This is a genomic window from Bradyrhizobium sp. AZCC 2176 (genome assembly GCF_036924645.1).
Taxonomy (GTDB): domain Bacteria; phylum Pseudomonadota; class Alphaproteobacteria; order Rhizobiales; family Xanthobacteraceae; genus Bradyrhizobium.
Window position 1 is genome coordinate 5,325,115 of record NZ_JAZHRX010000001.1, and the last position, 22,624, is coordinate 5,347,738.

At 62.0% G+C, this 22,624-nt stretch carries 20 protein-coding genes; 16 read left to right on the top strand and 4 right to left on the bottom strand.

The genetic code is table 11. The features are described 5' to 3' along the window. The first annotated feature begins 90 nt into the window (after window positions 1-90). Window positions 91-468 (top strand): VOC family protein, encoded by a 378-nt coding sequence (locus V1288_RS25010; RefSeq protein ID WP_334359571.1) that lies wholly within the window; start codon window positions 91-93, stop codon window positions 466-468. A gap of 14 nt (window positions 469-482) precedes the next feature. Here V1288_RS25010 and V1288_RS25015 read toward each other — a convergent pair whose 3' ends face one another. Continuing rightward, window positions 483-1,103: a TIGR00730 family Rossman fold protein gene (locus V1288_RS25015; protein WP_334359572.1), complete on the bottom strand. Its 621-nt coding sequence runs from the start codon at window positions 1,101-1,103 to the stop codon at window positions 483-485. 212 nt (window positions 1,104-1,315) lie between these two features. On the opposite strand from V1288_RS25015, the gene V1288_RS25020 reads away from it, so the two are divergent. From V1288_RS25020 to V1288_RS25080, 13 genes are all read left to right on the top strand, one after another. Continuing rightward, window positions 1,316-3,304: an ABCB family ABC transporter ATP-binding protein/permease gene (locus tag V1288_RS25020; RefSeq protein WP_334359573.1), complete on the top strand. Its 1,989-nt coding sequence runs from the start codon at window positions 1,316-1,318 to the stop codon at window positions 3,302-3,304. A gap of 66 nt (window positions 3,305-3,370) precedes the next feature. Continuing rightward, entirely contained in the window at window positions 3,371-4,069 is a 699-nt protein-coding gene (locus V1288_RS25025) for a phosphatidylserine decarboxylase (protein WP_334359574.1), read from the top strand. Between the two features lie 106 nt (window positions 4,070-4,175). Continuing rightward, window positions 4,176-5,063, top strand: a complete 888-nt coding sequence (locus V1288_RS25030; protein WP_334359575.1) for a CDP-alcohol phosphatidyltransferase family protein — start codon at window positions 4,176-4,178, stop codon at window positions 5,061-5,063. Between the two features lie 135 nt (window positions 5,064-5,198). Then, window positions 5,199-5,918: an RraA family protein gene (locus V1288_RS25035; RefSeq protein ID WP_334359576.1), complete on the top strand. Its 720-nt coding sequence runs from the start codon at window positions 5,199-5,201 to the stop codon at window positions 5,916-5,918. A 36-nt stretch (window positions 5,919-5,954) separates the two neighbouring features. Continuing rightward, a complete protein-coding gene (locus V1288_RS25040; RefSeq protein ID WP_334359577.1) occupies window positions 5,955-6,923 on the top strand; it encodes a Bug family tripartite tricarboxylate transporter substrate binding protein in 969 nt (322 codons plus the stop codon). A 191-nt stretch (window positions 6,924-7,114) separates the two neighbouring features. Continuing rightward, window positions 7,115-7,888, top strand: coding sequence for a motility protein A (locus tag V1288_RS25045; protein ID WP_334359578.1), 774 nt, complete (start codon window positions 7,115-7,117; stop codon window positions 7,886-7,888). Between the two features lie 34 nt (window positions 7,889-7,922). Next, window positions 7,923-8,750, top strand: coding sequence for an OmpA/MotB family protein (locus V1288_RS25050; RefSeq protein ID WP_334359579.1), 828 nt, complete (start codon window positions 7,923-7,925; stop codon window positions 8,748-8,750). A 160-nt stretch (window positions 8,751-8,910) separates the two neighbouring features. Then, on the top strand, window positions 8,911-10,809 hold the full coding sequence (locus V1288_RS25055) for a potassium transporter Kup (RefSeq protein ID WP_334359580.1): 1,899 nt from the start codon (window positions 8,911-8,913) through the stop codon (window positions 10,807-10,809). A 157-nt stretch (window positions 10,810-10,966) separates the two neighbouring features. Further along, a complete protein-coding gene (locus V1288_RS25060; protein ID WP_334359581.1) occupies window positions 10,967-12,892 on the top strand; it encodes a potassium transporter Kup in 1,926 nt (641 codons plus the stop codon). A 161-nt stretch (window positions 12,893-13,053) separates the two neighbouring features. Beyond that, window positions 13,054-13,215 (top strand): hypothetical protein, encoded by a 162-nt coding sequence (locus V1288_RS25065; RefSeq protein WP_334359582.1) that lies wholly within the window; start codon window positions 13,054-13,056, stop codon window positions 13,213-13,215. 167 nt (window positions 13,216-13,382) lie between these two features. Beyond that, a complete protein-coding gene (locus tag V1288_RS25070; protein ID WP_334359583.1) occupies window positions 13,383-14,243 on the top strand; it encodes a DUF4118 domain-containing protein in 861 nt (286 codons plus the stop codon). A gap of 105 nt (window positions 14,244-14,348) precedes the next feature. Beyond that, window positions 14,349-15,314, top strand: a complete 966-nt coding sequence (gene corA, locus V1288_RS25075) for a magnesium/cobalt transporter CorA (RefSeq protein ID WP_334359584.1) — start codon at window positions 14,349-14,351, stop codon at window positions 15,312-15,314. Window positions 15,315-15,608: 294 nt separating this feature from the next. Continuing rightward, window positions 15,609-16,184, top strand: coding sequence for a hypothetical protein (locus V1288_RS25080; RefSeq protein WP_334359585.1), 576 nt, complete (start codon window positions 15,609-15,611; stop codon window positions 16,182-16,184). Window positions 16,185-16,466: 282 nt separating this feature from the next. Here the strand turns inward: V1288_RS25080 and V1288_RS25085 are convergent, their stop codons facing one another. The 3 genes from V1288_RS25085 to V1288_RS25095 form a co-directional block, all read right to left on the bottom strand. Continuing rightward, window positions 16,467-17,273: a transporter substrate-binding domain-containing protein gene (locus V1288_RS25085; RefSeq protein ID WP_334359586.1), complete on the bottom strand. Its 807-nt coding sequence runs from the start codon at window positions 17,271-17,273 to the stop codon at window positions 16,467-16,469. After that, window positions 17,266-17,625 (bottom strand): c-type cytochrome, encoded by a 360-nt coding sequence (locus V1288_RS25090; protein ID WP_334359587.1) that lies wholly within the window; start codon window positions 17,623-17,625, stop codon window positions 17,266-17,268. The genes V1288_RS25085 and V1288_RS25090 overlap by 8 nt, the downstream gene beginning before the upstream one ends. Window positions 17,626-17,737: 112 nt before the next feature. Then, on the bottom strand, window positions 17,738-19,477 hold the full coding sequence (locus tag V1288_RS25095; protein ID WP_334359588.1) for a pyrroloquinoline quinone-dependent dehydrogenase: 1,740 nt from the start codon (window positions 19,475-19,477) through the stop codon (window positions 17,738-17,740). 809 nt (window positions 19,478-20,286) lie between these two features. Between V1288_RS25095 and V1288_RS25100 the strand changes: the two genes are divergently transcribed. Both V1288_RS25100 and V1288_RS25105 read left to right on the top strand, forming a co-directional pair. Then, complete coding sequence (locus V1288_RS25100; protein ID WP_334359589.1) at window positions 20,287-21,795, top strand: amidohydrolase family protein; 1,509 nt, start codon at window positions 20,287-20,289, stop codon at window positions 21,793-21,795. Window positions 21,796-21,827: 32 nt separating this feature from the next. Then, entirely contained in the window at window positions 21,828-22,580 is a 753-nt protein-coding gene (locus tag V1288_RS25105) for a ThuA domain-containing protein (protein ID WP_334359590.1), read from the top strand. Window positions 22,581-22,624: the final 44 nt, after the last annotated feature.

Here is a 22,624-nt window from a genome sequence, read left to right on the forward strand (position 1 = left end):
CGCGCGTGGCTTGAGTGACGCCGGATTTCGCTGCGCTCCATCCGGGCTACAAGTGACGCGCAATGACGGGGAGAGAGGAGGGGACATTCGATGATCGACCACATCTCCGTCGGCGTCAGCGATCTCGAACGCGCCGCACGTTTCTATGAAGCAACGCTTGCAGCCCTCGGCCTCTCACGCCTCGTCACCCGTCCCGCCACCATCGGCTTCGGCAAGACCTACCCCGAATTCTGGATCAACCTGCGCGCCGGCATGGCGCCCGTGCCGCCCGAGAGCGGCACCCACATCTGCCTTCGCGCCAAGACAACCGGCGATGTCGATGCGTTTCATGCCGCAGCACTCGGTGCCGGCGGCCGTTCCGACGGCGCGCCGGGAATTCGGCCGCACGATCGCGTGAAATATTACGCCGCCTTCGTCATCGATCCCGACGGCAACCGCATCGAGGCCGTTACGTTTCCAAGTGAGTGAAAGCGTGGGGCCGATCACAGCTTTCGCGCCAGTTCCGGCGCCATTTCCTTGGTGCCTTCGGGCGCGCGGGCGGCGGCGGCGCGCAGGCGCGGCACGATGTCCTCGACCCGTTCAGCCTTGAGGATGTCGATGTCCAGCGGCGGGCGGATGAATTCGGTTTCGCGCATGTGCGCCAAAAGCGCGATCAGCGGCTCCCAGAAGCCGTCGATGTTGGCGAGCAGCACCGGCTTGGAGTGACGGCCGAGTTGCTGCCAGGTCATCTGTTCGACCAGTTCCTCCAGCGTGCCGATGCCGCCGGGCAGCGCCACGAAGGCGTCGGAGCGTTCGAACATCAGCCGCTTGCGTTCGTGCATGTCGGGCGTGACGATCATTTCCTGAACGTGTTTCAGCGCGTGTTCGCGCGACCGCAGAAAATCCGGGATGATCCCGGTGACCAGGCCGCCATGGTCCAGCGTGGATTTGGCGACCGCGCCCATCAGGCCAACCGATCCGCCGCCATAGACAAGCCGGATATTGTTCTCGGCAAAAGCCTTTCCCAGAGCGTGGGCAGCTTCGACAAAGCGGGGGCTGGAGCCGGCGCCGGAGCCGCAATAGACACAAACGGTTTTGATTAGTTCGGTTTTGATTTGATCCATGCAGATCATGTGGCACCGCACCCAGGAAAGCTCAAGTCTAGCTCACTTCGCTGATGCAGCAGAAATAGGCCCGAAATCAAACCAAACGGGGGAAAGATTTATCTTTCAAGGCTGTACGGGAGAGGTAAACGCTCTATATGACGGACATATGCAGATCATCAGAAACCATCTGACGGCGGCCGGTGCGCCATCTTGCGTTGGGCGCGACAGCGATGGCTGATCCTGATTCGCCTGACCACGCCGCCCAGCCTCCGGCCAGCAATTCTCCCGAGAAAGCGACCCTCATCGGGACGCTGGTGCATCTGTGGCCCTATATCTGGCCCGGCGACCGCGCTGACCTGAAGATGCGCGTGGTCTGGTCGATGGTGCTGTTGCTGCTGGCCAAGCTCGCGACATTGACGGTACCGTTTACCTTCAAATGGGCGATCGATGCGCTGAACGGCATGGGCACGGCACCGGTCGAGCCCTCGAACTGGATGCTGTGGCTGATCGCCTCGCCCTTGCTGATGACCGCGAGTTACGGCGCGGTGCGCGTGCTGATGGCGGTGCTGACGCAGTGGCGCGACGGCATCTTCGCCCGCGTCGCGATGCATGCGGTGCGCAAGCTCGCCTATATCACCTTCGTCCATATGCACGAATTGTCGCTGCGCTTTCACCTCGAGCGCAAGACCGGCGGCCTGACGCGCGTGCTGGAGCGCGGCCGCACCGGCATCGAGGTGATCGTGCGGATGGTGATCCTGCAGTTGATCCCGACCATCGTCGAGGTGTCGCTCTTGATGGCGGTACTGCTGTGGCAATTCGACTGGCGCTACGTGCTGGTCACCGCCATCACCGTCGTGATCTACATGTACTACACCTATCTTGCGACCGAATGGCGGATCGAAATCCGCCGCAAGATGAACGATTCCGACACGGAAGCAAACACCAAGGCGATCGACTCGCTGCTCAACTACGAGACGGTGAAATATTTCAGCGCCGAGACCCGCGAGGCTGAACGCTACGACCGTTCGATGGAGCGCTACGAGCACAACAGCGTCAAGACCTATACCTCGCTGGCGGTGCTCAACACCGGGCAGGCCGTCGTCTTCACCTTCGGCCTCACCGCGACCATGCTGATGTGCGCGCTCGGCGTCCGCAACGGCACCAATACGGTCGGCGACTTCGTCATGGTCAATGCCATGATGATCCAGCTCTACCAGCCGCTGAATTTCATGGGCATGGTCTATCGCGAGATCAAGCAGGCGATCATCGACATCGAGAAGATGTTCAACGTGCTGCAGCGCAATCCCGAGATCAAGGATATTCCGGGCGCGGCGCCGCTGGTGGTCAGCTCCGGCCATGTGCGTTTCGACGACGTGCGCTTTGCCTATGATCCGGAGCGGCCGATCCTCAAGGGACTCAGCTTCGAAGTGCCTGCCGGCAAGACGGTGGCGATCGTCGGTCCTTCGGGCGCCGGCAAGTCGACGATTTCGCGATTGCTGTTTCGTCTTTATGACGTCTCTGCAGGCAAGATCCTGATCGACGGCCAGGACATCCGGAACGTCACGCAGGCGAGCCTGCGCGCCTCGATCGGCATGGTGCCGCAGGATACCGTGCTGTTCAACGACACCATCCGCTACAACATCCGCTACGGCCGCTGGGGCGCCGGCGATGCTGAGGTGGAAGAGGCGGCGCAACTGGCGCAGATCGACAGCTTCATCCGGAATTCCCCGAGGGGATACGAAACCCAGGTCGGCGAACGCGGCCTGAAACTGTCCGGCGGCGAGAAGCAGCGTGTAGCGATTGCGCGCACTGTGCTGAAGGCGCCGCCGATCCTGGTGCTCGACGAAGCGACCTCGGCGCTCGACAGCCATACCGAGCATGAAATCCAGGAAGCGCTGGAGCGCGTCTCGCGCGGCCGCACCTCGCTGGTGATCGCGCACCGGCTGTCGACCATCGTCGGCGCCGATGAAATTATCGTGCTGGATCAAGGGCGCATCGCCGAGCGCGGCACCCATGCCAGGCTTTTGGCGGCTGACGGTCTCTATGCCAGCATGTGGAACAGGCAGCGCGAAGCCGAGGCGGCTCGGGAGAAGCTCGCACAGATTGGCGAGGGCAATGAAGCGCCGAACCGGGCCCCGCCGCCGGTCGACGATCCGCTCAATGAGCAGCCAAAGGACCAGCCCGCATCCAAAGATCCCTTGGCAACCGCCGCGGAATAATCCAAATACGGCGCTACTTTCCGAAACGGGAAGCTGGCCAGACAACCCAGACAACAGTGAGCCTCGATGTCGATTGCGAACTCCATCCGCGCGCAGATCCCGCCGATCCATCCGGAGGGCTATCCCTTCATCGGCGGCTTTGCGCTGGTCAGCCTGATCCTGTTCTGGATCTGGACGCCGCTTGGCTGGATCGGCACGCTTTTGACAGTCTGGTGCGCGCTGTTCTTCCGCGATCCCGTTCGCGTCACACCGGTGCGCGACGGCATCGTGGTGTCGCCGGCCGATGGCCGCGTTTCGATGATCGCGCAGGTGCTGCCGCCGGCCGAACTCGGTCTCGGCGACCGGCCGCTGCCGCGCGTCTCGATCTTCATGAGCGTGTTCAACTGTCACGTGAACCGTAGCCCGGTGGCGGGTCGCATCGATCGCATCGCCTACCGGCCCGGCACCTTCATCAATGCCGAGCTCGACAAGGCCAGCGAAGACAATGAGCGCAATTCGCTGGTCATCTCGACCACCAACGGCCGGATCGGCGTGGTCCAGATCGCCGGCCTGGTGGCGCGGCGGATTGTCTCATTCGTGCGGGAAGGCCAGTCGATCGGCGCCGGCGAGCGGTTCGGTCTGATCCGTTTCGGCTCGCGCCTGGACGTTTATCTGCCCGAAGGCACGCGATCGCTGGTTTCCGAGGGCCAGACCGCCGTGGCCGGCGAGACGATTTTGGCTGATTTCGGCTCGAGCGAGCAGGGCCGGACGTTTCGAGCCGATTAACCACCTTTGGATGCCTAAGTCCTTGGTCGCTAAATCCTTGGCCGCCTAAAGGGGTAGGCCGCCGCCAATGGTGAACCGGGCCCGCGCTTGCTATATAATGCCAGGCATGCTGATCCCCGATCCCAAATACCCTGAACTGCGCCGTCGCCGGTTTCGCCCGATCCCGGTGCGGATGCTGGTGCCCAACGTCATCACCTTGCTGGCGATCTGCGCCGGGCTGACGGCGATCCGCCTGTCGATCGAAGGGCGGATGGAACTCGCGGTCGCCGCCATCGTATTCGCGGCGGTGCTGGACGGGGTCGACGGCCGTGTCGCGCGCATGATCAAGGGCCAGTCGAAATTCGGCGCCGAACTCGACAGCCTCGCCGATTTCGTCAATTTCGGCGTCGCGCCCGGCCTGATGCTGTACTTCTGGCAACTGCAAGAATTGAACAATGGCGGCTGGATCGCGGCGATGGTGTTTGCCATCGCTGGCGGCCTGCGGCTGGCGCGCTTCAACGCCAGTATCGACGATCCGAACAAGCCTGCCTTTGCGGCGAATTACTTTACCGGCGTGCCGGCGCCGGCCGGCGCCATCCTTGCGATGCTGCCGTTCTATCTGGCGTTTCTCGGCGTCTCGAAGCCGCCGGCCGCGCTGACCATGGCCTATACGCTTCTCATCGCGTTCCTGATGGTGTCGCGTCTGCCGGTCTTTTCAGGCAAGACGGTGCGGATGCGCGTGCCGCCGGAAATGGTGCTGCCGGTTTTCGTCTCGGTGGTGTTCTTCGTCGCACTGCTGATCGGCTATCCCTGGCACATCCTGTCGATCGGCTCGGTGCTGTACCTTCTGAGCTTGCCCTGGGGGTGGAAGACCTATCGCGACCACGAGCGCAAGGCGGTCGCCACAGTGCAACCGGACGTCACGGGCGAGGCTGCCGCGCCGTCGACTCCGGCGGCGGCGTTTTCGCCCGCCCCTGATGATGCCGAGGGCGAAAGACCCGCGCGCCTGAACTGAGCGCTCCGCGCCACTTCCGATATAGCTGCCATGAGCCGCTGCCGAGTTGGGTTCGCGCCCAATCTCGGCTATACGGCATGCTGACGCGCGGCTTTCAAAAACAGCCGGCCACAAGAACAATCAGGAGAGAACGCCGTGAACAAAGCCGTTACCGCCCCGCTGCCTGCTTCCGTCCTCGAAGCGCTGGCGCGCTATGACACGCCAACGATCTGCAATGCGATGGAAATCGTCGCGCCCGAACGCCGCCTGATCGGCTACACCACCAAGCCGCTGGTCTGCCCGTTCCCCGATCTGCCGCCGATGGTCGGTTATGCCCGCACGGTGACGATCCGCTCGGTGCTCAAATCGACGCTTCCGGCCGACGAGCAGGCGAAGCGCCGCATCGCCTATTACGAATATGTCGGCACCGGTTTCGGCCCGCGCATCACCGTGATCCAGGATATCGACGGTGCCGATGTCGGCTATGGTGCGTTCTGGGGTGAGGTGCAGAGCAATGTGCACAAGGCGCTTGGCTGCCTCGGCGTCATCACCGACGGCTCGATCCGCGACATCCCGCAATGGGCGCCGGGCTTCCAGGCGCTGGCCGGTTCGGTCGGACCGTCGCATGCCTGGGTCCATGCTGAACACTGGGGCGGCGAAGTGCGCGTCGCCGGCATGACCGTGCACTCCGACGACCTCATCCACGCCGACCAGCACGGCGCCATCGTGATCCCCATCGACATCGCAGCGAAGATTCCGGAAGCCGCCGAACTCTGCGGCCGGCGCGAGACGCCGATCCTGGAGATCGCGCGCAGCCCGGATTTCACGCTGGAAAAGCTGAAAGCGGCGCTGAAGCGCTCGGCGGAGATTCACTGACGAAAAGTCAGGGTCCAACAAGCAGGGGGAAGCGTCATGAAGGGGTTCTGGGCGGCGCTGTCATTCTTGATCCTCTTCGGTGTCGCAGGCGCGCAGGCACAGACCTATCCCTCTCGCCCGATCACGCTGGTCGTGCCGTTCCCGCCGGGCGGATCGACCGATGCCGCCGCCCGGATCATGGCCGAGCGGATGCGTAGCCCCCTTGGCCAATCCGTCGTGATCGAAAATGTCGGCGGTGCTGGCGGCAGCATTGGTGTCGGGCGCGTCGCCCGCGCCGCGCCCGATGGTTACACCTTCGACATCGGGCAGTGGGATACCCATGTCGGCAGCATCATCTACAAGCTCGACTATGACCTCGAAAAAGACTTCGAGCCGATCGCGCTGGTTTCCAACAATCCCCAGCTCATGGTCGCCAAGAAAGACCTGCCGGCGAACACGCTGGCCGAGCTGGTCGCGTGGATGAAGGAAAATCCCGGCAAGATCAACTTCGTCAACCAGAACGCGGCGGCGAACGTCACCGGCGTGTTGTTCGAGAACCTGACCAAGCAGAAGGTGCAGTTCATTCCCTATCGCGGCGCAGGTCCCGCGATGACCGATCTGATCTCCGGCACGGTCGATCTGCTGGTGGTGCAGGGCGCGGTGGCGCTGCCGCAAATCCGCGCCGGCAAGATCAAGGCGCTCGCCAATCTCTCGGCTACGCGCTCGGCCTCGATGCCTGACATTCCGACCGCGGACGAAACCGGCGTGCCCGGCCTCTATATGTCGGGCTGGTTCGGATTCTGGGCGCCAAAGGGCACGCCGAAGGATGTCATCGCAAAGCTCAACGCGGCGACGGTGGAGGCGCTGGCTGACCCTGCGATCCAGAAGCGGTTTACCGAACTGGGCCTCGACGTAGCACCCCGCGTGCAACAGACGCCGGAAGGATTGGCCGCCTTTCAGAAGGCTGAGATCGAAAAATGGTGGCCGATCATCAAGGCCGCCGGCATCGGTGCGCAGGCGCAGTGAGCGCCGACCGCCATGGTTAGCGAAACCTTGCGATGATGCGGCCCGCGGTCCCGCAATTATACGATCCCTCGTTGAGTTTAACCTTTACGCCTCTTTAATTGCGCGGTCGTAGGGTGCGGCTTGCGCAGCTCCGGATGAGCCGCGCGACCGTCCAGGACGGCCGGTAGTTCGCGTACGCGTCGGAGTTCAGAATGGATATCACCACGCTTCTTGGCCTGGTCGTCGGCGGCATCGTCCTGTCGACGCTGATCTTGATGGGCGGTGACTTTCGGATGTTTTACGACATCCACGCGGTCATAATCATCTTCGGCGGGTCGTTCGCCGCGACCCTGATCCGGTTTCCGCTCAGCGCGATCCTGCACGGCATGCCGCTGGGTGCAAAATTCGCCTTCACCATGAGCCGTCTTTCGGCGCGCGATCTGGTCGACGAGCTGGCGCGGATTGCCGAAATCGCCCGCAAGCAGGGCCCGGTCGGGCTGGAAAAGGTCGAGACCGACGAGCCGTTTCTCGCCAAGGGCATCCGCTACGTCGCCGACGGTTACGATCTCGAATTCATCCGCGACAACATGGAGCGCGATCGCGATAACTTTCTGATGCACCTGAACGAGGGTTCGAAGATCTATCGCGCGATCGGCGACTGCGCGCCTGCGTTCGGCATGATCGGCACGCTGCTTGGCATGGTGCAGATGTTCTCGAACATGTCGGACCCTTCGAAACTCGGCCCCTTCATGGCGGTTGCTTTGTTGGCGACGCTTTACGGTGCGCTGGTGGCGAACCTGATCTGTCTGCCGATCGCCGACAAGCTGCACGGCAAGCTGATCGACGAGGAGACCAATCGCACGCTGATTATCGACGGCATCCTAATGATACGCGATTCCAAGAGCCCGGCGCTGGTTCGCGAAATGCTGCTGGCCTACCTGCCCGAGAAGCATCGCCACGAGGAAGGTGAACTGGCTCCGGCTTGATCGGTACCGGCATCCAGTCGCGGAAACAGAGAACATGGCCAAGAAAAAGCGCGAAGAGGCACATGGCGGTCACGGCTGGTTCGTGACCTTCGCCGACCTGATGGCACTGCTGCTGGCATTTTTCGTGATGCTGGTCGCGTTCTCCAGCCAGGACCAGCAGAAGCTCAAGATCGTCGCCGGCTCGATGCGGGAAGCGTTCGGCGTGCAGACCGAGTCCCGGTATTCGGGGATCGTTGAATCCGACGGCCTGCCGACCCGGCCGAAGCTGAAAAATGTCGAGCATATCTCGCCCGAGGATTCCTCCAATACGCCGACACCCGACGATAGGGACCGGCAGCGTGAAGCCGGCGCCCGCCTGAAGGTCGATCGCGAGTTCGCGCTCGCCTCGGCCTCGTTGCGCCAGGCGCTGCAGGACATGCCGGAACTGACCGAAATGTCCAGGCACATCATCTTCGAGGAGACCAGCCAGGGCCTCAATCTCGAAATCGTCGACCAGGACGGCCGTTCGATGTTTGCCGACGGCTCCAAGGTGCCCTACGACCGCACCCGGCGCCTGATCCAGAAACTGGCGGTGCCGCTCAAGGCGACGCCGCTGCGCGTCTCCATCGTCGGCCACACCTCGGCAGGATTCTTGCCGGCGCGAAGCGATTACGGCGCGTTCGATCTGTCGGCCGATCGCGCCAACGTGGTGCGCCAGATCCTCGAGCGCGAGGGGTTGCCGCTCTCCCACATCTTTGCCGTTTCCGGCAAGGCCGACAGCCAGCCGCTGTTTCCCGACGATCCCACGCTGCCGGCCAACCGTCGCGTCACCATCACATTGATGCGCGAAAATCCGCCGCTTCCGCCCAACCTGAAGCCGTAAGCGGAACTACCATATTACCATCTTGCCATTTTCCATGGAGTCTGCTTTGCGTGAGCTCCGCATCGCACGTGGTGCTATGCTTGTCCGAGATTGACAGGCAGCGCGGAAGCGTCGATAGCCGCCCGGATCAATTCAACGCCGAGAACGTTCCTCCTCCATCATGGCTGTCAGCGTCACATCTACCGGGGCCCATGAGGGGCATGCCACCTCAGGTTTTTGGGCCCTGACGCTGGGAAGTATCGGCGTGGTGTTCGGCGATATCGGTACCTCGCCGCTGTATGCGTTCCGCGAGGCCGTTACGCACGCGGCGAACGGCGCGCCCGTATCGCGCACCATCGTCCTCGGCGTGCTGTCGCTGATCCTGTGGTCGTTGTTCATCGTCGTCACCGCCAAATATGTGCTGCTACTGTTGCGCGCCGACAACAACGGCGAGGGCGGTACGCTGTCGCTGATGGCACTGGGCCAGCGGGCGTTGGGCCGGCGGAGCTGGCCGTTGCTGGCGCTAGGCGTGGTCGGCGCCTCGATGTTCATCGGCGATTCCATGATCACGCCGGCGATTTCGGTGCTGTCGGCGGTCGAAGGTCTCAAGCTGGTCACGCCGGCGCTCGAACATTATGTGGTGCCGCTGACGATCTTCATTCTCGTCGTGCTGTTCTCGGTGCAGAGCAGCGGCACCGCGCGCGTCGCCTCCGCCTTCGGGCCGGTCATGGTGGTGTGGTTCGCGACATTGTCGGTGTTGGGCCTCATCCACATCAGCGATGATCCCACGGTGCTCTACGCGATCAATCCCTGGTACGCGATCCAGTTCATGCTTTCCCACGGCACCATCGGGCTGGTGACGATGGGCCTGGTGTTTCTGGCCGTGACCGGCGGCGAGGCGCTTTATGCCGACCTCGGCCATTTCGGACGCAAGCCGATCCAGACCGGCTGGCTCTATTTCGTGATGCCGGCGCTTCTGATCAATTATTTCGGGCAGGGCGCGCTGGTGTTGTCGGATCCATCGGCGATCACCAGCTCGTTCTACAAGATGGTCCCGGAAATTCTGGTGTTGCCGCTCGTGGTATTGGCGACCGCAGCAACCGTGATCGCGAGCCAGGCGGTGATCACCGGCGCCTTTTCCTTGATCCGCCAGGCGGTTCAACTCGGCCTCTTGCCGCGGTTCGAGGTGCGGTACACGTCAGAGACGCATGCCGGTCAGATTTATCTGCCGCGCGTCAACCGGCTGCTGCTGATCGGGGTCGTGCTGCTGGTGCTCCTGTTCCGCACCTCGAGCGGTCTGGCGTCGGCCTATGGCATCGCTGTCTCCACGACCATGGTCGTGGACGGCATTATGGGCTTTGTCGTGATCTGGAAACTGTGGAATTGGCGCGCAGCGACGGCCGCGACCGTGATCGTGCCCCTCGTCGTCGTCGATATGAGCTTCTTCGCCGCGAACTTGCTGAAGCTGTTCGAAGGCGCCTGGGTGCCGCTGCTGTTCGGCGTTGCCGTGGCGGTGATGATCTGGACCTGGCGGCGCGGTGCGGCGATCCTGACCGCCAAGACGCGCCGCATTGAGGTGCCGCTGGCGGACCTGATCAAGAGCCTGGAAAAGCGTCCGCCGCACATCGTCAAGGGCACGGCGGTGTTTCTGACTTCCGATCCAAGCTTCGTGCCGACCGCGATGATGCACAATCTCAAGCACAATAAGGTGCTGCACGAGCACAATGTGATCCTGACAATCGAAACCGCCGAGACGCCGCGCGTCGATCTGTCCGAGCGCGTCAAGATGGAATCCATCAGCGAGAAGTTCTCGACCGTGCGGCTGCGGTTCGGCTTCATGGAATCGCCGAACGTGCCCAAGGCGCTGGTGATCGCGCGCAAGCTCGGCTGGCAGTTCGACATCATGGCGACGTCGTTCTTCGTGTCGCGGCGCTCGCTTAAACCCTCGGCGCAGTCGGGCATGCCGCTATGGCAGGACCACCTGTTCATTGCGATGAGCCGGTCGGCCAACGATGCGACCGACTATTTCCAGATCCCGACAGGTCGGGTGGTGGAAGTCGGAACTCAGGTAACTATCTGATGTTTCTATAATATTGTTCGCGGGGGCCAGTTCCGCGATCCATGCGGATGGCGCATACCGGAGGCCTGAATTCCGGCTAACCCATGCAGGCACGCCGGGAGTATAGGGCTGCCCTTCTGCATTTGTGCAGTGCGGCAAACGACCGAGGCCCCGTCTCATGTCAGTCCAGTTTGCGATCCCCGCGGCGGAAACGCCCGCGGCGAACGGTCATGGCGAAACGCATTCCACGGCTACCTTCAAGGCCCTGATGCTCGGCAGCATCGGCGTCGTGTACGGCGACATCGGCACCAGCCCCTTGTATGCGCTGCGCGAAGCGGTGGTTGCCGCCAGCGGGACCTCGGGCGCTGCCGCGCCGCAGGCCGTGCTCGGCGTGCTTTCACTGATCCTGTGGGCGCTGATCGTCGTGGTGACGCTGAAATATGTCGTCATCCTGCTGCGTGCCGACAATAATGGCGAGGGCGGAACGCTGGCGCTGATGGCGCTGGCGCAACGGGCGGTCACAAAGGGCGGCGGCGCGATCGTGCTGCTCGGCATCATCTCCGGCGCGTTGTTTTACGGCGATGCGGTGTTGACGCCGGCGCTGTCGGTATTGTCGGCGATCGAGGGCATCAAGCTCGTCACGGTAACCTTCGAACACTACGTCGTGCCACTGACATTGGTCATCCTGGTGGCGCTGTTTGCCGTCCAGTCCCGCGGCACCGCCCGCGTCGCGGCGTTCTTCGGGCCGATCATGTGTGTGTGGTTCGCCGTCATCGCGATTGCAGCCGTGCCGCAGATCATGCGCCATCCCGAGGTGCTTCTGGCGCTCAACCCGCTCCATGCGGTTTCCTTCATGCTCCATCACGGCATGATCGGCTTCATTACGCTCGGTGCGGTGTTTCTCGCCGTCACCGGCGCGGAGGCGCTTTATGCCGACCTCGGCCATTTCGGCAAGCGGCCGATCCAGACGGCGTGGCTCTTCATCGTACTGCCGGCGCTGGCGATAAATTATCTGGGGCAGGGTGCGCTCCTGATCGCCGATCCGAAGGCGATCGAGAATCCCTTCTTCCTGATGTTCCCGGACTGGGCGCTGATCCCGATGGTGGCACTGGCGGCGATGGCGACCGTGATCGCGAGCCAGGCCGTCATCACCGGCGCCTATTCGCTCACGCGTACGGCGATCCAGCTCGGCCTGATGCCGCGGTTCGAAATTCGTCATACGTCGGAAGCCCATTCCGGCCAGATCTACATTCCGCGCATCAACATGCTGCTGTTCGTGGCGGTGATGCTGCTGGTGGTCCTGTTCCGCTCGTCGAGCGCGCTGGCCGCGGCCTACGGAATTTCCGTGACCGGGACCATGGTGGTCACGGCTATGATGGGCTTTGTCGTGATCTGGCGGGTCTGGAGATGGTCACCGATCGCGGCCGCGGCCCTGATCGCCCCGTTCCTGTTTCTCGACCTCACCTTCCTTGCGGCAAACCTGCTGAAGGTGTTTGAGGGCGGCTGGGTGCCGCTGGCGCTCGGTGGCATCGTGATGTTGTTGATGTACACGTGGCGCCGCGGCAGCAAGCTGTTGTTCGAGAAGTCGCGCAAGCTGGAATTCCCGCTCGCCGACCTGGTGGCGATGCTGGAGAAGCGTCCGCCGCAGCGCGTGCCCGGCACCGCCGTGTTTCTGACCTCCGACCCCGAATGCGCGCCGACGGCGCTGATGCACAGCCTGAAGCACTACAAGGTGCTGCACGAAAAGAACGTCATCCTCACCATCGAGACCGCGCCGACGCCGCGGATCGATCCGGCCGAGCGGGTGCGGATGGAGCAGCTCAGCGAGACCTTCTCCAGGGTCACGCTGAAGTTCGGCTTCATGGAATCGCCCAACGTGCCGAAGACGCTGGCGATTGCCCGCAAGCTCGGCTGGCAGTTCGACATCATGTCGACGTCGTTCTTCCTGTCCCGCCGCGCGCTGAAGCCGGCCGCGCATTCGGGCATGCCGCGCTGGCAGGATTTGCTGTTCATCCGCCTCAGCCAGTCTGCCAACGACGCGACAGACTATTTTCAAATTCCGACCGGGCGGGTGGTCGAGGTGGGAACGCAGGTCACGATCTAGGGCGCAGCCATGAATTCCGGCCGATGTCCGCCTTGAAGCGCACGGGATCTTTATGACGTTCCTATATCGCCGGCCGGTTTGACCTCTCGATTTTATATACCGGCAGAACGATCTCTCTCGTGCGGTCGAAAAGCGCGACCGAACCGCATGGAGAGTGGATCATGTGTGCGCAGGTCGTTGTTCAGGAACGGCGCGCCCTTTTGGCGGATTGGATGTCGGGAAAAGCCATGCGCTTGGCCGCGCTGCTCGGCGTCCTTCTGACCGTTAGCGTCGCAGTCAACGCGATGATAATCTTCGCTGATGGCGCCAAGCCATACCCGTGAGGGCATGCACGGCTGCTCCACGCCTGCTTCTCCCGCGTTCCAGACGGGCTCGCGCGCCAATGAAACTGGTGCATGCTCGGTTCGCTCGTGTCCGAGCCGTGATCTCGTGTGGCTGGTGCTCTTCCGCCAACGTGTTGTCGCCCGAGTGTTAGACAGGAGTTCAAGCGATGGTCGATGCTGACTCGAAGCTGCAGCGGGACATCACACCGGCATCCGATGCCGATCCCCTTTTTGGCCCGGCAACTTCGGAGTTGATGCGTTACCTCGCTTCAATTGCAATGACCGTCGCCGCGACGGTCGTGGCCGTCGGTGTCGACACCAAGCTGACCATCCCCAACCTGTCCCTGGTGTTTGTCATTCCAGTGATTGTCGCAGGCCTTAGCCTCGGCCTAGGTCCGTCACTCTGTTCGGCGATGCTTGGCGCTCTGGCCTTCAATTTTTTCCTGACTGAGCCCCGCTACTCGCTGGCCGTCGACGACGCGGCGAACATCTGGGCGATTGGACTGCTGTTTGTCGTCGGTCTCATCGTGAGTGGCGTTGCCTTCACCTCGCGCCAGAGGGCGACCGAGGCGGCACGGTTGAGAGGGCAGACAACTGTGCTGCAAGGCTATGGCCGCGACGTCGTCGCGGCCGAGAATACGAAGGCGATCGTCTCAATCACGTCCCAAGCTCTTGCAGCGCTCTTCCAGGTTCCTGTCGTCGTGATGCTCGTTTCGGAAGGCACGGTGGTTTCCCTCGAGAGAGTCGGCGACGTAGAACCCCAAGAGGCCGAGTTAGAGGCAGCGCGATCGTCCCTGGCGACTGGAACTGTCATGCGCGGCGACGTTTACCCGAACCTGGCCTCGCGCTTTGACTTTTGGCCCGTGGAGACGGCCGAAGGCCCGAATGCCGTCATCGGACTAGCATTCGATCCGGACGAACGTCCTGCGGCACCGGATACGCTGGTCAACATCGTCGTGCGGGTCTTGGCCCTGGTGCTTGACCGCCAACACGCACGGGTTAGACGCGATGCTCGGCCCGCAAGTTGAACTCGGGGGCGCAGATGCAGGCGCTGCAAGACTGCAGCAAAAGGCCGGCGATCTGATAGTGCTAAGATGGTGCGTCCCGCTCAATAAGTTCGGAGGAAGCTCATCGTGAGCGTCGTGGCAGCCTACCTGTATCGGAGTGGCAAAAAAGCAAAAGCCGTTTCATTGGATGAGCCCATCGATTGCAGGGGCAAATCCGAGTTTGTCTGGATCGGATTGTTCGAACCTTCGAAACGAGAGCTTGAGCAGCTTGAGAAGAATTACGGGCTTCATCCTCTTGCGATTGAGGACGCATTCAAAGCGAACCAAATACCGAAGGTTGATGTCTATGGCGACCAACTGTTTGTAATGACGCGCACCGCTCATCTCGAGCACGATCGTATAGCCTACGGCGAAACCGCAATTTTTGTCGGGAAGAATTTCATCATTTCGGTCCGGCATGGCTCGGCACGGGCGCATAGCGAGCTCCGCGCGCAACTCGAAGCGGCGCCTAGCCTGCTGGGCCAAGGCCCGGACTACGTTCTCCACGCCATCCTCGACTTTATCGTTGATGGCTATCTTCCGGTTGTCGAAACGATCGAGGAACGCGTTCTCGCCATGGAGCAAAGCGCTCTCGACAGCTTCCTCAGCCGCGCAGAGGTCAAGCGAATCTTCGGCCTGCGCCAAGAACTGATCCGATTTAAGCGGATCATCGGCCCCATGACGGAGGTCTGCGGCCGGCTCGTACACCTCGATACGCCGTGCCTCGACGCCAACGCCCGTCCTTATTTCCAGGACGTCCTGGACCACGTGCGACGGGTCGATGCGATGGTAAGTTCCTTGCGGGACGTCCTGACTTCGGTTTTTGAGGTAAGCAATCTACTGGAGCAGCAGCGTCAGGGCGTGATCACGCGGCAGTTGGCCGCCTGGGCTGCGATCCTGGCCGTACCCACCGCGATTGCCGGGATTTATGGCATGAATTTCGAAAATATGCCCGAGTTGAAGACTCAATACGGCTACTTCGTCGTCGTTGGCATTATCGCTCTGCTTTGCACTGTGCTTTACCTGCGTTTCAAACGCGCGCGATGGCTCTGATAGCAGGGGCTCGCCGCTTTGTCGGGCTGGCAGAGTTCGTGTTTAAATTGTCGCAGGACGGCAACAGGTTCATTGTTTCTTGCGCGGAACAGAACATCTGACTCCACACGCATCCCGGTTTGGATCAGTCTCTTGGAAGCTGGGGGTCGGCGGATCGAAGTTTTTGCCCGGCTGGCCGCAGGGCGCCAATGCCCGCGGCATTTCATGTGGGACTGTGCTCGGAAGTCCAGGCTGAAGCCTTGAGAGGCAAAGATATTCCGATGTGGTGATGTGGCATTGTGAGGAGTAGCGCAAATGAGTTTCATCCGCGCGAACGACCATCCCAACCCCGATAGTCCGGACGATCCGCTGTACTACGCACCGCGCTCGGCGCGCGGCTTGGCGAACCCACGATCCAGCGCGACACCGCAGACGAGATCGGATCATTTGCCTCCCGCTCCCCCTTTGTCGCGCTTTGATGAAATGCGCGAGGAAGCCTTCGCCAAATCCACCCGTCCGTTGGAATCCCAATTTGTCTACGAACGCCGTCCACGACGCGGACTGCTCGCCACTGCGGGCGCAATTGCCGGAGCGATCGGTATCACTGTAATCCTGGCGCTCGTTTTGTTTAACGTGGTTCCAAGGTCAAAGAGTGATCCCTCGGAACTCGCCGTTTCCATTTCGACTCCAGCATTGGCTACGCCGTCCCAGGTGACGTCTGAAGACTCTCAAGGGCTGCTTGAAGGATTCAAGCAGTTTCAAAAGGTACAAGGAAACGAAAACCCGGAGCATGCTGCTTCTGAACCGGCCTTCGCTGGAACGGTTAAGGAAGGGCCCGAAAAATCTGAGGCTCTGCTTGGAAAATTCATTCAGTGGCAGCAAAGGAAATAGCGTCAAGAACAGAACATGCGGACTGGCGCTTCCCGCGAGCCGTAAGATTGGCCGGAGCTTGACATCCTAACTTGCCCCAATACCAGCCCTGTGCTCAAGGACCGTCAACGCGGTCAACCCCTGCGCCGAACGACTACCACGCCAGACGACCGGCCATTAGAAGCGACATAGAGCAGAAACAGTCCCCCAGAGACGCGCATCGGGGCGCGTCTTACGAAGTCCGCTGATCTCGACGATGGTGCGCACGCTGAACGTGACGCAACAATCCGTCGACACCATGCCTCACTGCGGAGGCCGCAGTTCGATGCCGTAGCGCGCATAGATCCGCGCGATGGTGCCGTCCGCCAGCAGGGCCTCGATCGCCGCATCGACACGCGCGCGCAGCTTGTCGTCGGGGCGAAGCAGCCCGGCCGCAATATTCCAGTTCAAATCCTGATCGTTGTCGAACGCCGGAATCAGGCGCAACGGCTTGTCGGCATGCTGCAGGTTGAACCAGCCGACCGTCATCGGTGTGACGGCGGCTGCCTCGATCTCGCGATTGGCCAACGCTGCAACAATATCGTCCTCGAACACGAACGGAGACGTGGCGGTGCCGCCCTTGGCGAGCGTCATGGAGACCACCGAGCCGACCGGTACCCCGACCCGCTGATCGGAACCGAGACTTGCCAGCGACGACGCCGGCGAATCGCCCCGCACCGCGAGCACGACGCCGCTGCGATGGTAAGGACGCGAAACCCGCACACCGCCCGCGGGCTGTGTATCCTTGCGGGCGATGACGTCGAGCACGAGGTCGCAATCGGCGCGGCGATACTGGATCGCACTGACCACCCACTCCCGCGTCAGCTTGACGCCAAGCTGCTGGGCTATTTTTTCGCCGAGTTCGACCTGGAATCCCGGAACCGGCCCGGCCTTGCTTGCAAACGGCAGCGCGTTGGGGCTGGCGCACAGCGTCAACGCGCCGCGCTCGATGACAGTTTCCAGCGAGCGGGCATCCGCCGAAGCGTTCCAGAGTACCAGCAGCGAGAGGCTTGCCGCGTATCGGGCGAGGCGGTATCGCGGTCTCCCTACCGCGGAAAACGCTCTAATCATCGAGCCCTCGAATGTAGGCCAGAATCGCAATGATCTGGCCGTCAGTGAACACCGACCCATAGGCGGGCATCGCGCCGGCCTTGCCCTTCTTGATGCGCTCGATGATGTATTCGTCGCTGCGTTCGGACTTCGAAAGTTTTGGACCTCTGCCCGCATGGCGGCCGCCATCCTGGTGACAGAAGCCGCAGGTGGTTGCGAACATCTTCCCGCCTTCGATGTCGTCCGGCGAGGCTTCGGCTTGCGGCAGCGGATTTGCAGCGCCCGCTGGCGCGGATTGTTGGGCAAACGAGGCGCTCGACAGCCATGGCCAGATGACGGCAAGGGAAGCAACAATCACAAACGGTATTCGCATTCCAGCATCCGTATTGACCGCAAGGGGCGGCAACGTATTGACCGCAAGAGCGGCAACGTATTGACCGGCAAGGGCGGCAGGGACAGATCGATCCCTGCCGCCCGCGCCATCGTCACTGTCTGAGCGCGAAGACAACCAGCGCGCCGGTATTCTTCGGCATGCTTTTGAAGGGCTCGCCGTAGAGCGCGACAAACTCGTCGGCCACCAGGCTGCCCCAGCCCGCGGGCACGGCGACGTACTGCTTGCCACCGGCCATGTAGCTGATGATGCCGGCATTATGTCCCATGCCGTTATTGCGCGACCACAGCTCTTGGCCGGTTTCCGCATTGTAGGCGTGCACGATGCCTTCGGAATCCGGCACGAATACCAGATTGCCGGCGGTGGCGAGTACACTGGCGAGCGGCGGCTGCTTGTAGGTGACCTCCCACTTCTTCTCGCCGGTGACCGGATCACGGCCACTGAGATGACCACGGGCCGGTCCGTCCGGAGGCGCGATAGCCTTGAACGTGGCGCCGAGGTTGAGCTGGGCCATCGGCTCCAGGATCGGCGTGGTCTTCTCGACGGTCAGCTCCATGCACCATTCCTGCCCGATCCGGTAGAACAGCCCGGTCTTGGGGCTGTAGGCGCCGGAGTTCCAGCTGATGCCGCCCATGATCGCCGGGCACAGTGGCGGGTCCACCTTGCCTTCCGAGAGGTCACGGCGACCGATCAGTTCGCCGGTCTTCGGATCGATGCTCTTGACGAAGTTGATGTTCTTTACCAGCGGCCAGACGTTCTCGATCTTGGCGTTGGAACGGTCATAGACGAAGATATATCCGCTCTTGTTGGCGTGCACGACGAGCTTCTTGCCGCCGCGCTCGATCATGACGAATTCGCCGACGGAAGAGTCGAAGTCCCAGGCATCGTGCGGCAGCTCCTGATGGTAGAATTTGAGCTTGCCGCTATCGGGATCGAGCGCGATGACCGACGTGGTGTAGAGATTTTCGCCCGGCCGCGGTCCGCTCTTCTTCCAGTCCGCGCCCCCCCAGTCATAAAGCGGCGCCGGGTTGGCAGTGCCCCACCACACCGTATTGGTTTCCGGGTCATAGGTTCCAGGCATCCAGCCGCCACCGCCGCCGGTCCGCCAGGAGTCACCACCCCAGGTCTTCATGGCCTCTTCAGTACCGGCCACCGTCAAGAATTCCCATTTCTTCGCGCCGCTCTTGCCTTCGACGCCGAAGATCGGCCCGCGATGGGGCCATTCGCCGCCCTGCGCGCCGATGATCACCTTGTCCTTCACCACCAGCGGCGCGCCGGTGAAGCCGACCGTCATCTTCTTGGAATCCAGCAGCTTGGTGTCCCATACCGGCTTGCCGGTCTTCAGATCGAGCGCGATCAGCCGGCCGTCGACGGTGCCGACATAGAGATTGCCGTGTCCGATGGCGATGCCGCGGTTATACGGCGAGTGCGTCTGCTTGGAGACCAGATCCTCATCGAGCTCCGGCGCATAGCTCCAGATCGTTCTGCCGGTCGCGCCGTCCAGCGCGTAGACGCGGCTGTAGGAGCCCGAATAATACAGCACGCCGTCGAGGGCCAGCGGCGTCGACTGAATGCCGCGGGTGGCGCGCTCCGGAAAATGCATCCACGCGACTTCGAGATTCTTGACGTTGCCGGTATTGATCTGGTCGAGGCCGCTGTAATGGTAGGACTTATAGGTGCCGTGATGGGTCGGCCAGTCGTTCTGGGCCGCCTCGGCATTCAGCGCCGCGTCTTGAGGCTGCGTCGGCGCTTGAGCGTGCGTCGGCGAGACGGTGACCAGGGTGGCCACCGCCAGCACAGCGCAGCCGGCAAGATATCGTCCATGGAAAGTCATCTGTATCCCTCCCTTTGTCGTTTGTTTGTTGGGCCGAATTTTCGTCCGCGACCCTTGGCAGGATGTTTTGGCAGGATGTTGTGGCGTCAAAGTCTCCCAGGGCCGGAAGTTCGAAATAGATGGCATGAATCGGTGGGACCGCCGTCTGGAGGCGGCAGCACTTCGTGTCGCTTGAGTGAGAAGCTGTTTTCGAGGAGGGCGCCATTCAGTGCACGGCGACACATGCGGTCACTGCCGGGGCTTGTCTGCCCCGTGCTTGTCCGCCCCGTGCTGCCCCCGGCGATGTCGGTGCGGTGCACCATGACATGTCCCTCGATGCGCGCGCCCATTAGTTGACCGGATTGTTGTTTTTTTGTGGAGCGCCGGTCGGCGTGGCAACCTTGAACTGAAGTTCGGTCATTCCCAGCCATGGCGCAAGAGGCCAGCGAGGGCGCTGTGCAGGCCTGCGAGCACAGCATCACCCCCCAGGGCAATGAGGTCGCGCTCGCTCCGGTAAGCCGCCGCCCGTAATGAGGGCAGCGTTCGGACAGTGTGACTGCCGGATTACATCGCTTGCGCCAATGGAAGTTTGAGCATTGAATTCAGCGATGATACGCCACTACCGCAAGTGGCATTTCAAGTGTGCCTGCGCTCTCGCGGTATGAAGCGATCAAGAGAGTAGCTTGGGCATGAGGCGCGTGTGATGGCTTCATCCGTAGCTCAACAGAGAGGTCGGCCTCGTTATTCTCCTGACTGATCGGGAGTGGCCAAACTCGCACCCTCATGCGCGCACTGACCAGCACAGTCGACGCCAAAAAGGGAGAAGAACAATGAGCACCTGGCTTAGTGAACGAGAACAGCGCCTTGTCGCGGGCGCCGAGGCGGCATCAGCGGCAACACCAATTCCCACTCAGATTGTTTCCAACGGCGAATATTTGCCGCCGCCGCAGAGCGCCACACAGAAAAAGGTCGAGGCGCGGATCAACGAGCTCGCCGACCTGAACGGCAAGCAGCTCGGCTTGAGCCGCAGGCAGTTTCTGCACACGAGCTGCGGCATGGCGGCGGCATTCCTCGCCATGAACGACATCTACGGCAATGTTTTCCAGGTCGCGCCTGCAGAGGCCCGCGAGCCCGAGCTAATGCTGGCCCGGGCGCAAGGCCTCGCCGGCCAGTTCATCTTCGACGTCCAGACCCATTTCGTGCGCGACGATTTCGACCACAAGGAGCTATTGGACCTGGCCGGGTTCGCGAGCCAGCACTGGAATCCGAAGATGAAGGAGGAGGGCGTCTCCTCGCTCGCCCGCTACAAGTTCCAGAACTATGTGAAAGAGATCTATTATGACAGCGACACCAACCTGGCACTCTTGAGCGGCGCGCCCTTCGACGATCCGAGCTGGTGGCTTCTGTCCAACGAGCAGATCGTCAAGGCGCGCGAACTCATCAATGACTTCGCGGGCTCGCGCCGCCTGCTGGCGCACAGCGTCATCACCCCCAAGCAGCCCGGCTGGATGGAGGAGGTCGACAAGGCAATCGAGGTCTACAAGCCGGATTCCTGGAAGTCCTACACGATCGGCGATCCGCTGGCACCCTCCAAATTCCCATGGCGGCTCGACGACGAGAAGGTGATGTATCCGTTCTACGACAAAGCGGTGAAGGCCGGCATCAACACGCTGTGCATCCACAAGGGGCTGCTGCCGCCCGACTACGAGAAGTCGTTCGCCGGCGTGTGGGAATATGCAACCGCATGGGACATCGGAAAGGCCGCGAAGGATTGGCCGCAGATGAACTTCGTGATCTATCACTCGGCGTTGCGGCCGTTCCTCGAGCTGCCGGACCAGGCGTGGGCGGAATTTGCGTCGACCGGCCGCATCCACTGGGCCACCGATCTTGCGGAAATCCCGCAGAAGTTCGGCGTCACCAACGTCTATGCCGAGCTCGGCACCTCCTTTGCCAACTCGGCGGTGGCGCATCCGAAGTTCTGCGCCGCGCTGGTCGGCACGCTGATCAAGGGCATGGGGGTGGACCACGTGATGTGGGGTACCGACTCGGTCTGGTACGGCTCACCGCAGTGGCAGATCGAGGCGCTGCGCCGGCTCGAAATTCCGGAGGACATGCAGAAGAAATACGGGTTTGCGCCGCTCGGCGACGCCAATAGCGCCACCAAGCAGCTCATCTTCGGCGGCAACGCCACCAAGTTCTATAAGATCAGGCTGAAAGCGGCTGACAATACCAGGATGCCGGCCTTTTCCGAGGACCGTCTCGCTTTGCTCAAGAACGAGTATGCGCTGGCGGCCAAGGAGCCCTCGAACCTGCGCTACGGCTACGTTCGCGCCGCCTGAGCGCCAGCGGCTGCGGCGGCCGGGGAGGGATTGTGAGGCGACGTGATTTCATCGCGCTGCTCGGCGGCGCGGCGGCAATGCGGCCACTTGGCGCGCGTGCGGAGCGTGCGCCGGAGCGCGTGCTCTATTTCGCATACTCGGCCGGCTACCGGCACGATGTCATACCGCTTTCAAAGGAAATCCTGACCCAGCTTGGCAGCAATTCACGTGTCTTTGAAGTCACGGCAACGGAAGACACGTCTGAATTTTCCAGCGAAAACCTCGCGCGCTACGCCGCGGTGATGTTCTACACGTCAGGCGAACTTCCGATGAGCGACGCGCAAAAGGCAGCTCTTCTCAGCTTTGTACGCTCGGGCCGCGGGTTCCTCGGCGTTCATTCGGCGACGGACACATTCTACACCTGGCCGGATTATCTCGATCTGGTCGGTGGCTACTTCAATGGTCATCCCTGGCATCAGGCCGTGACAATCCAGGTTGATCTCGGCGATCCCCTGGTGGCTTTTCTCGGCAATTCGTTGCAAGTCGAGGACGAGATCTACCAGATCAGCGACTTCGACTATCGTGGATCGCGCGTGCTCCTGCGCCTCGATCCAGGCTCGGTGGACCTTGGCAAGACCGGCGTGCATCAACGATTCTATGGTTGGCCTCTCGCATGGACGCGATACTACGGCGAGGGACGCGTATTCTATACGGCGCTGGGCCATGAGCCGTCAGTCTGGCAGGACGCCCGCTACCAGAAAATCCTCACGAACGCTATCCTCTGGTCTATGCGAAGGTCGCCCTAGCAAACGCGGTGGCTCTTCGCATTTGCGCCAGAAGCTACCCCTCA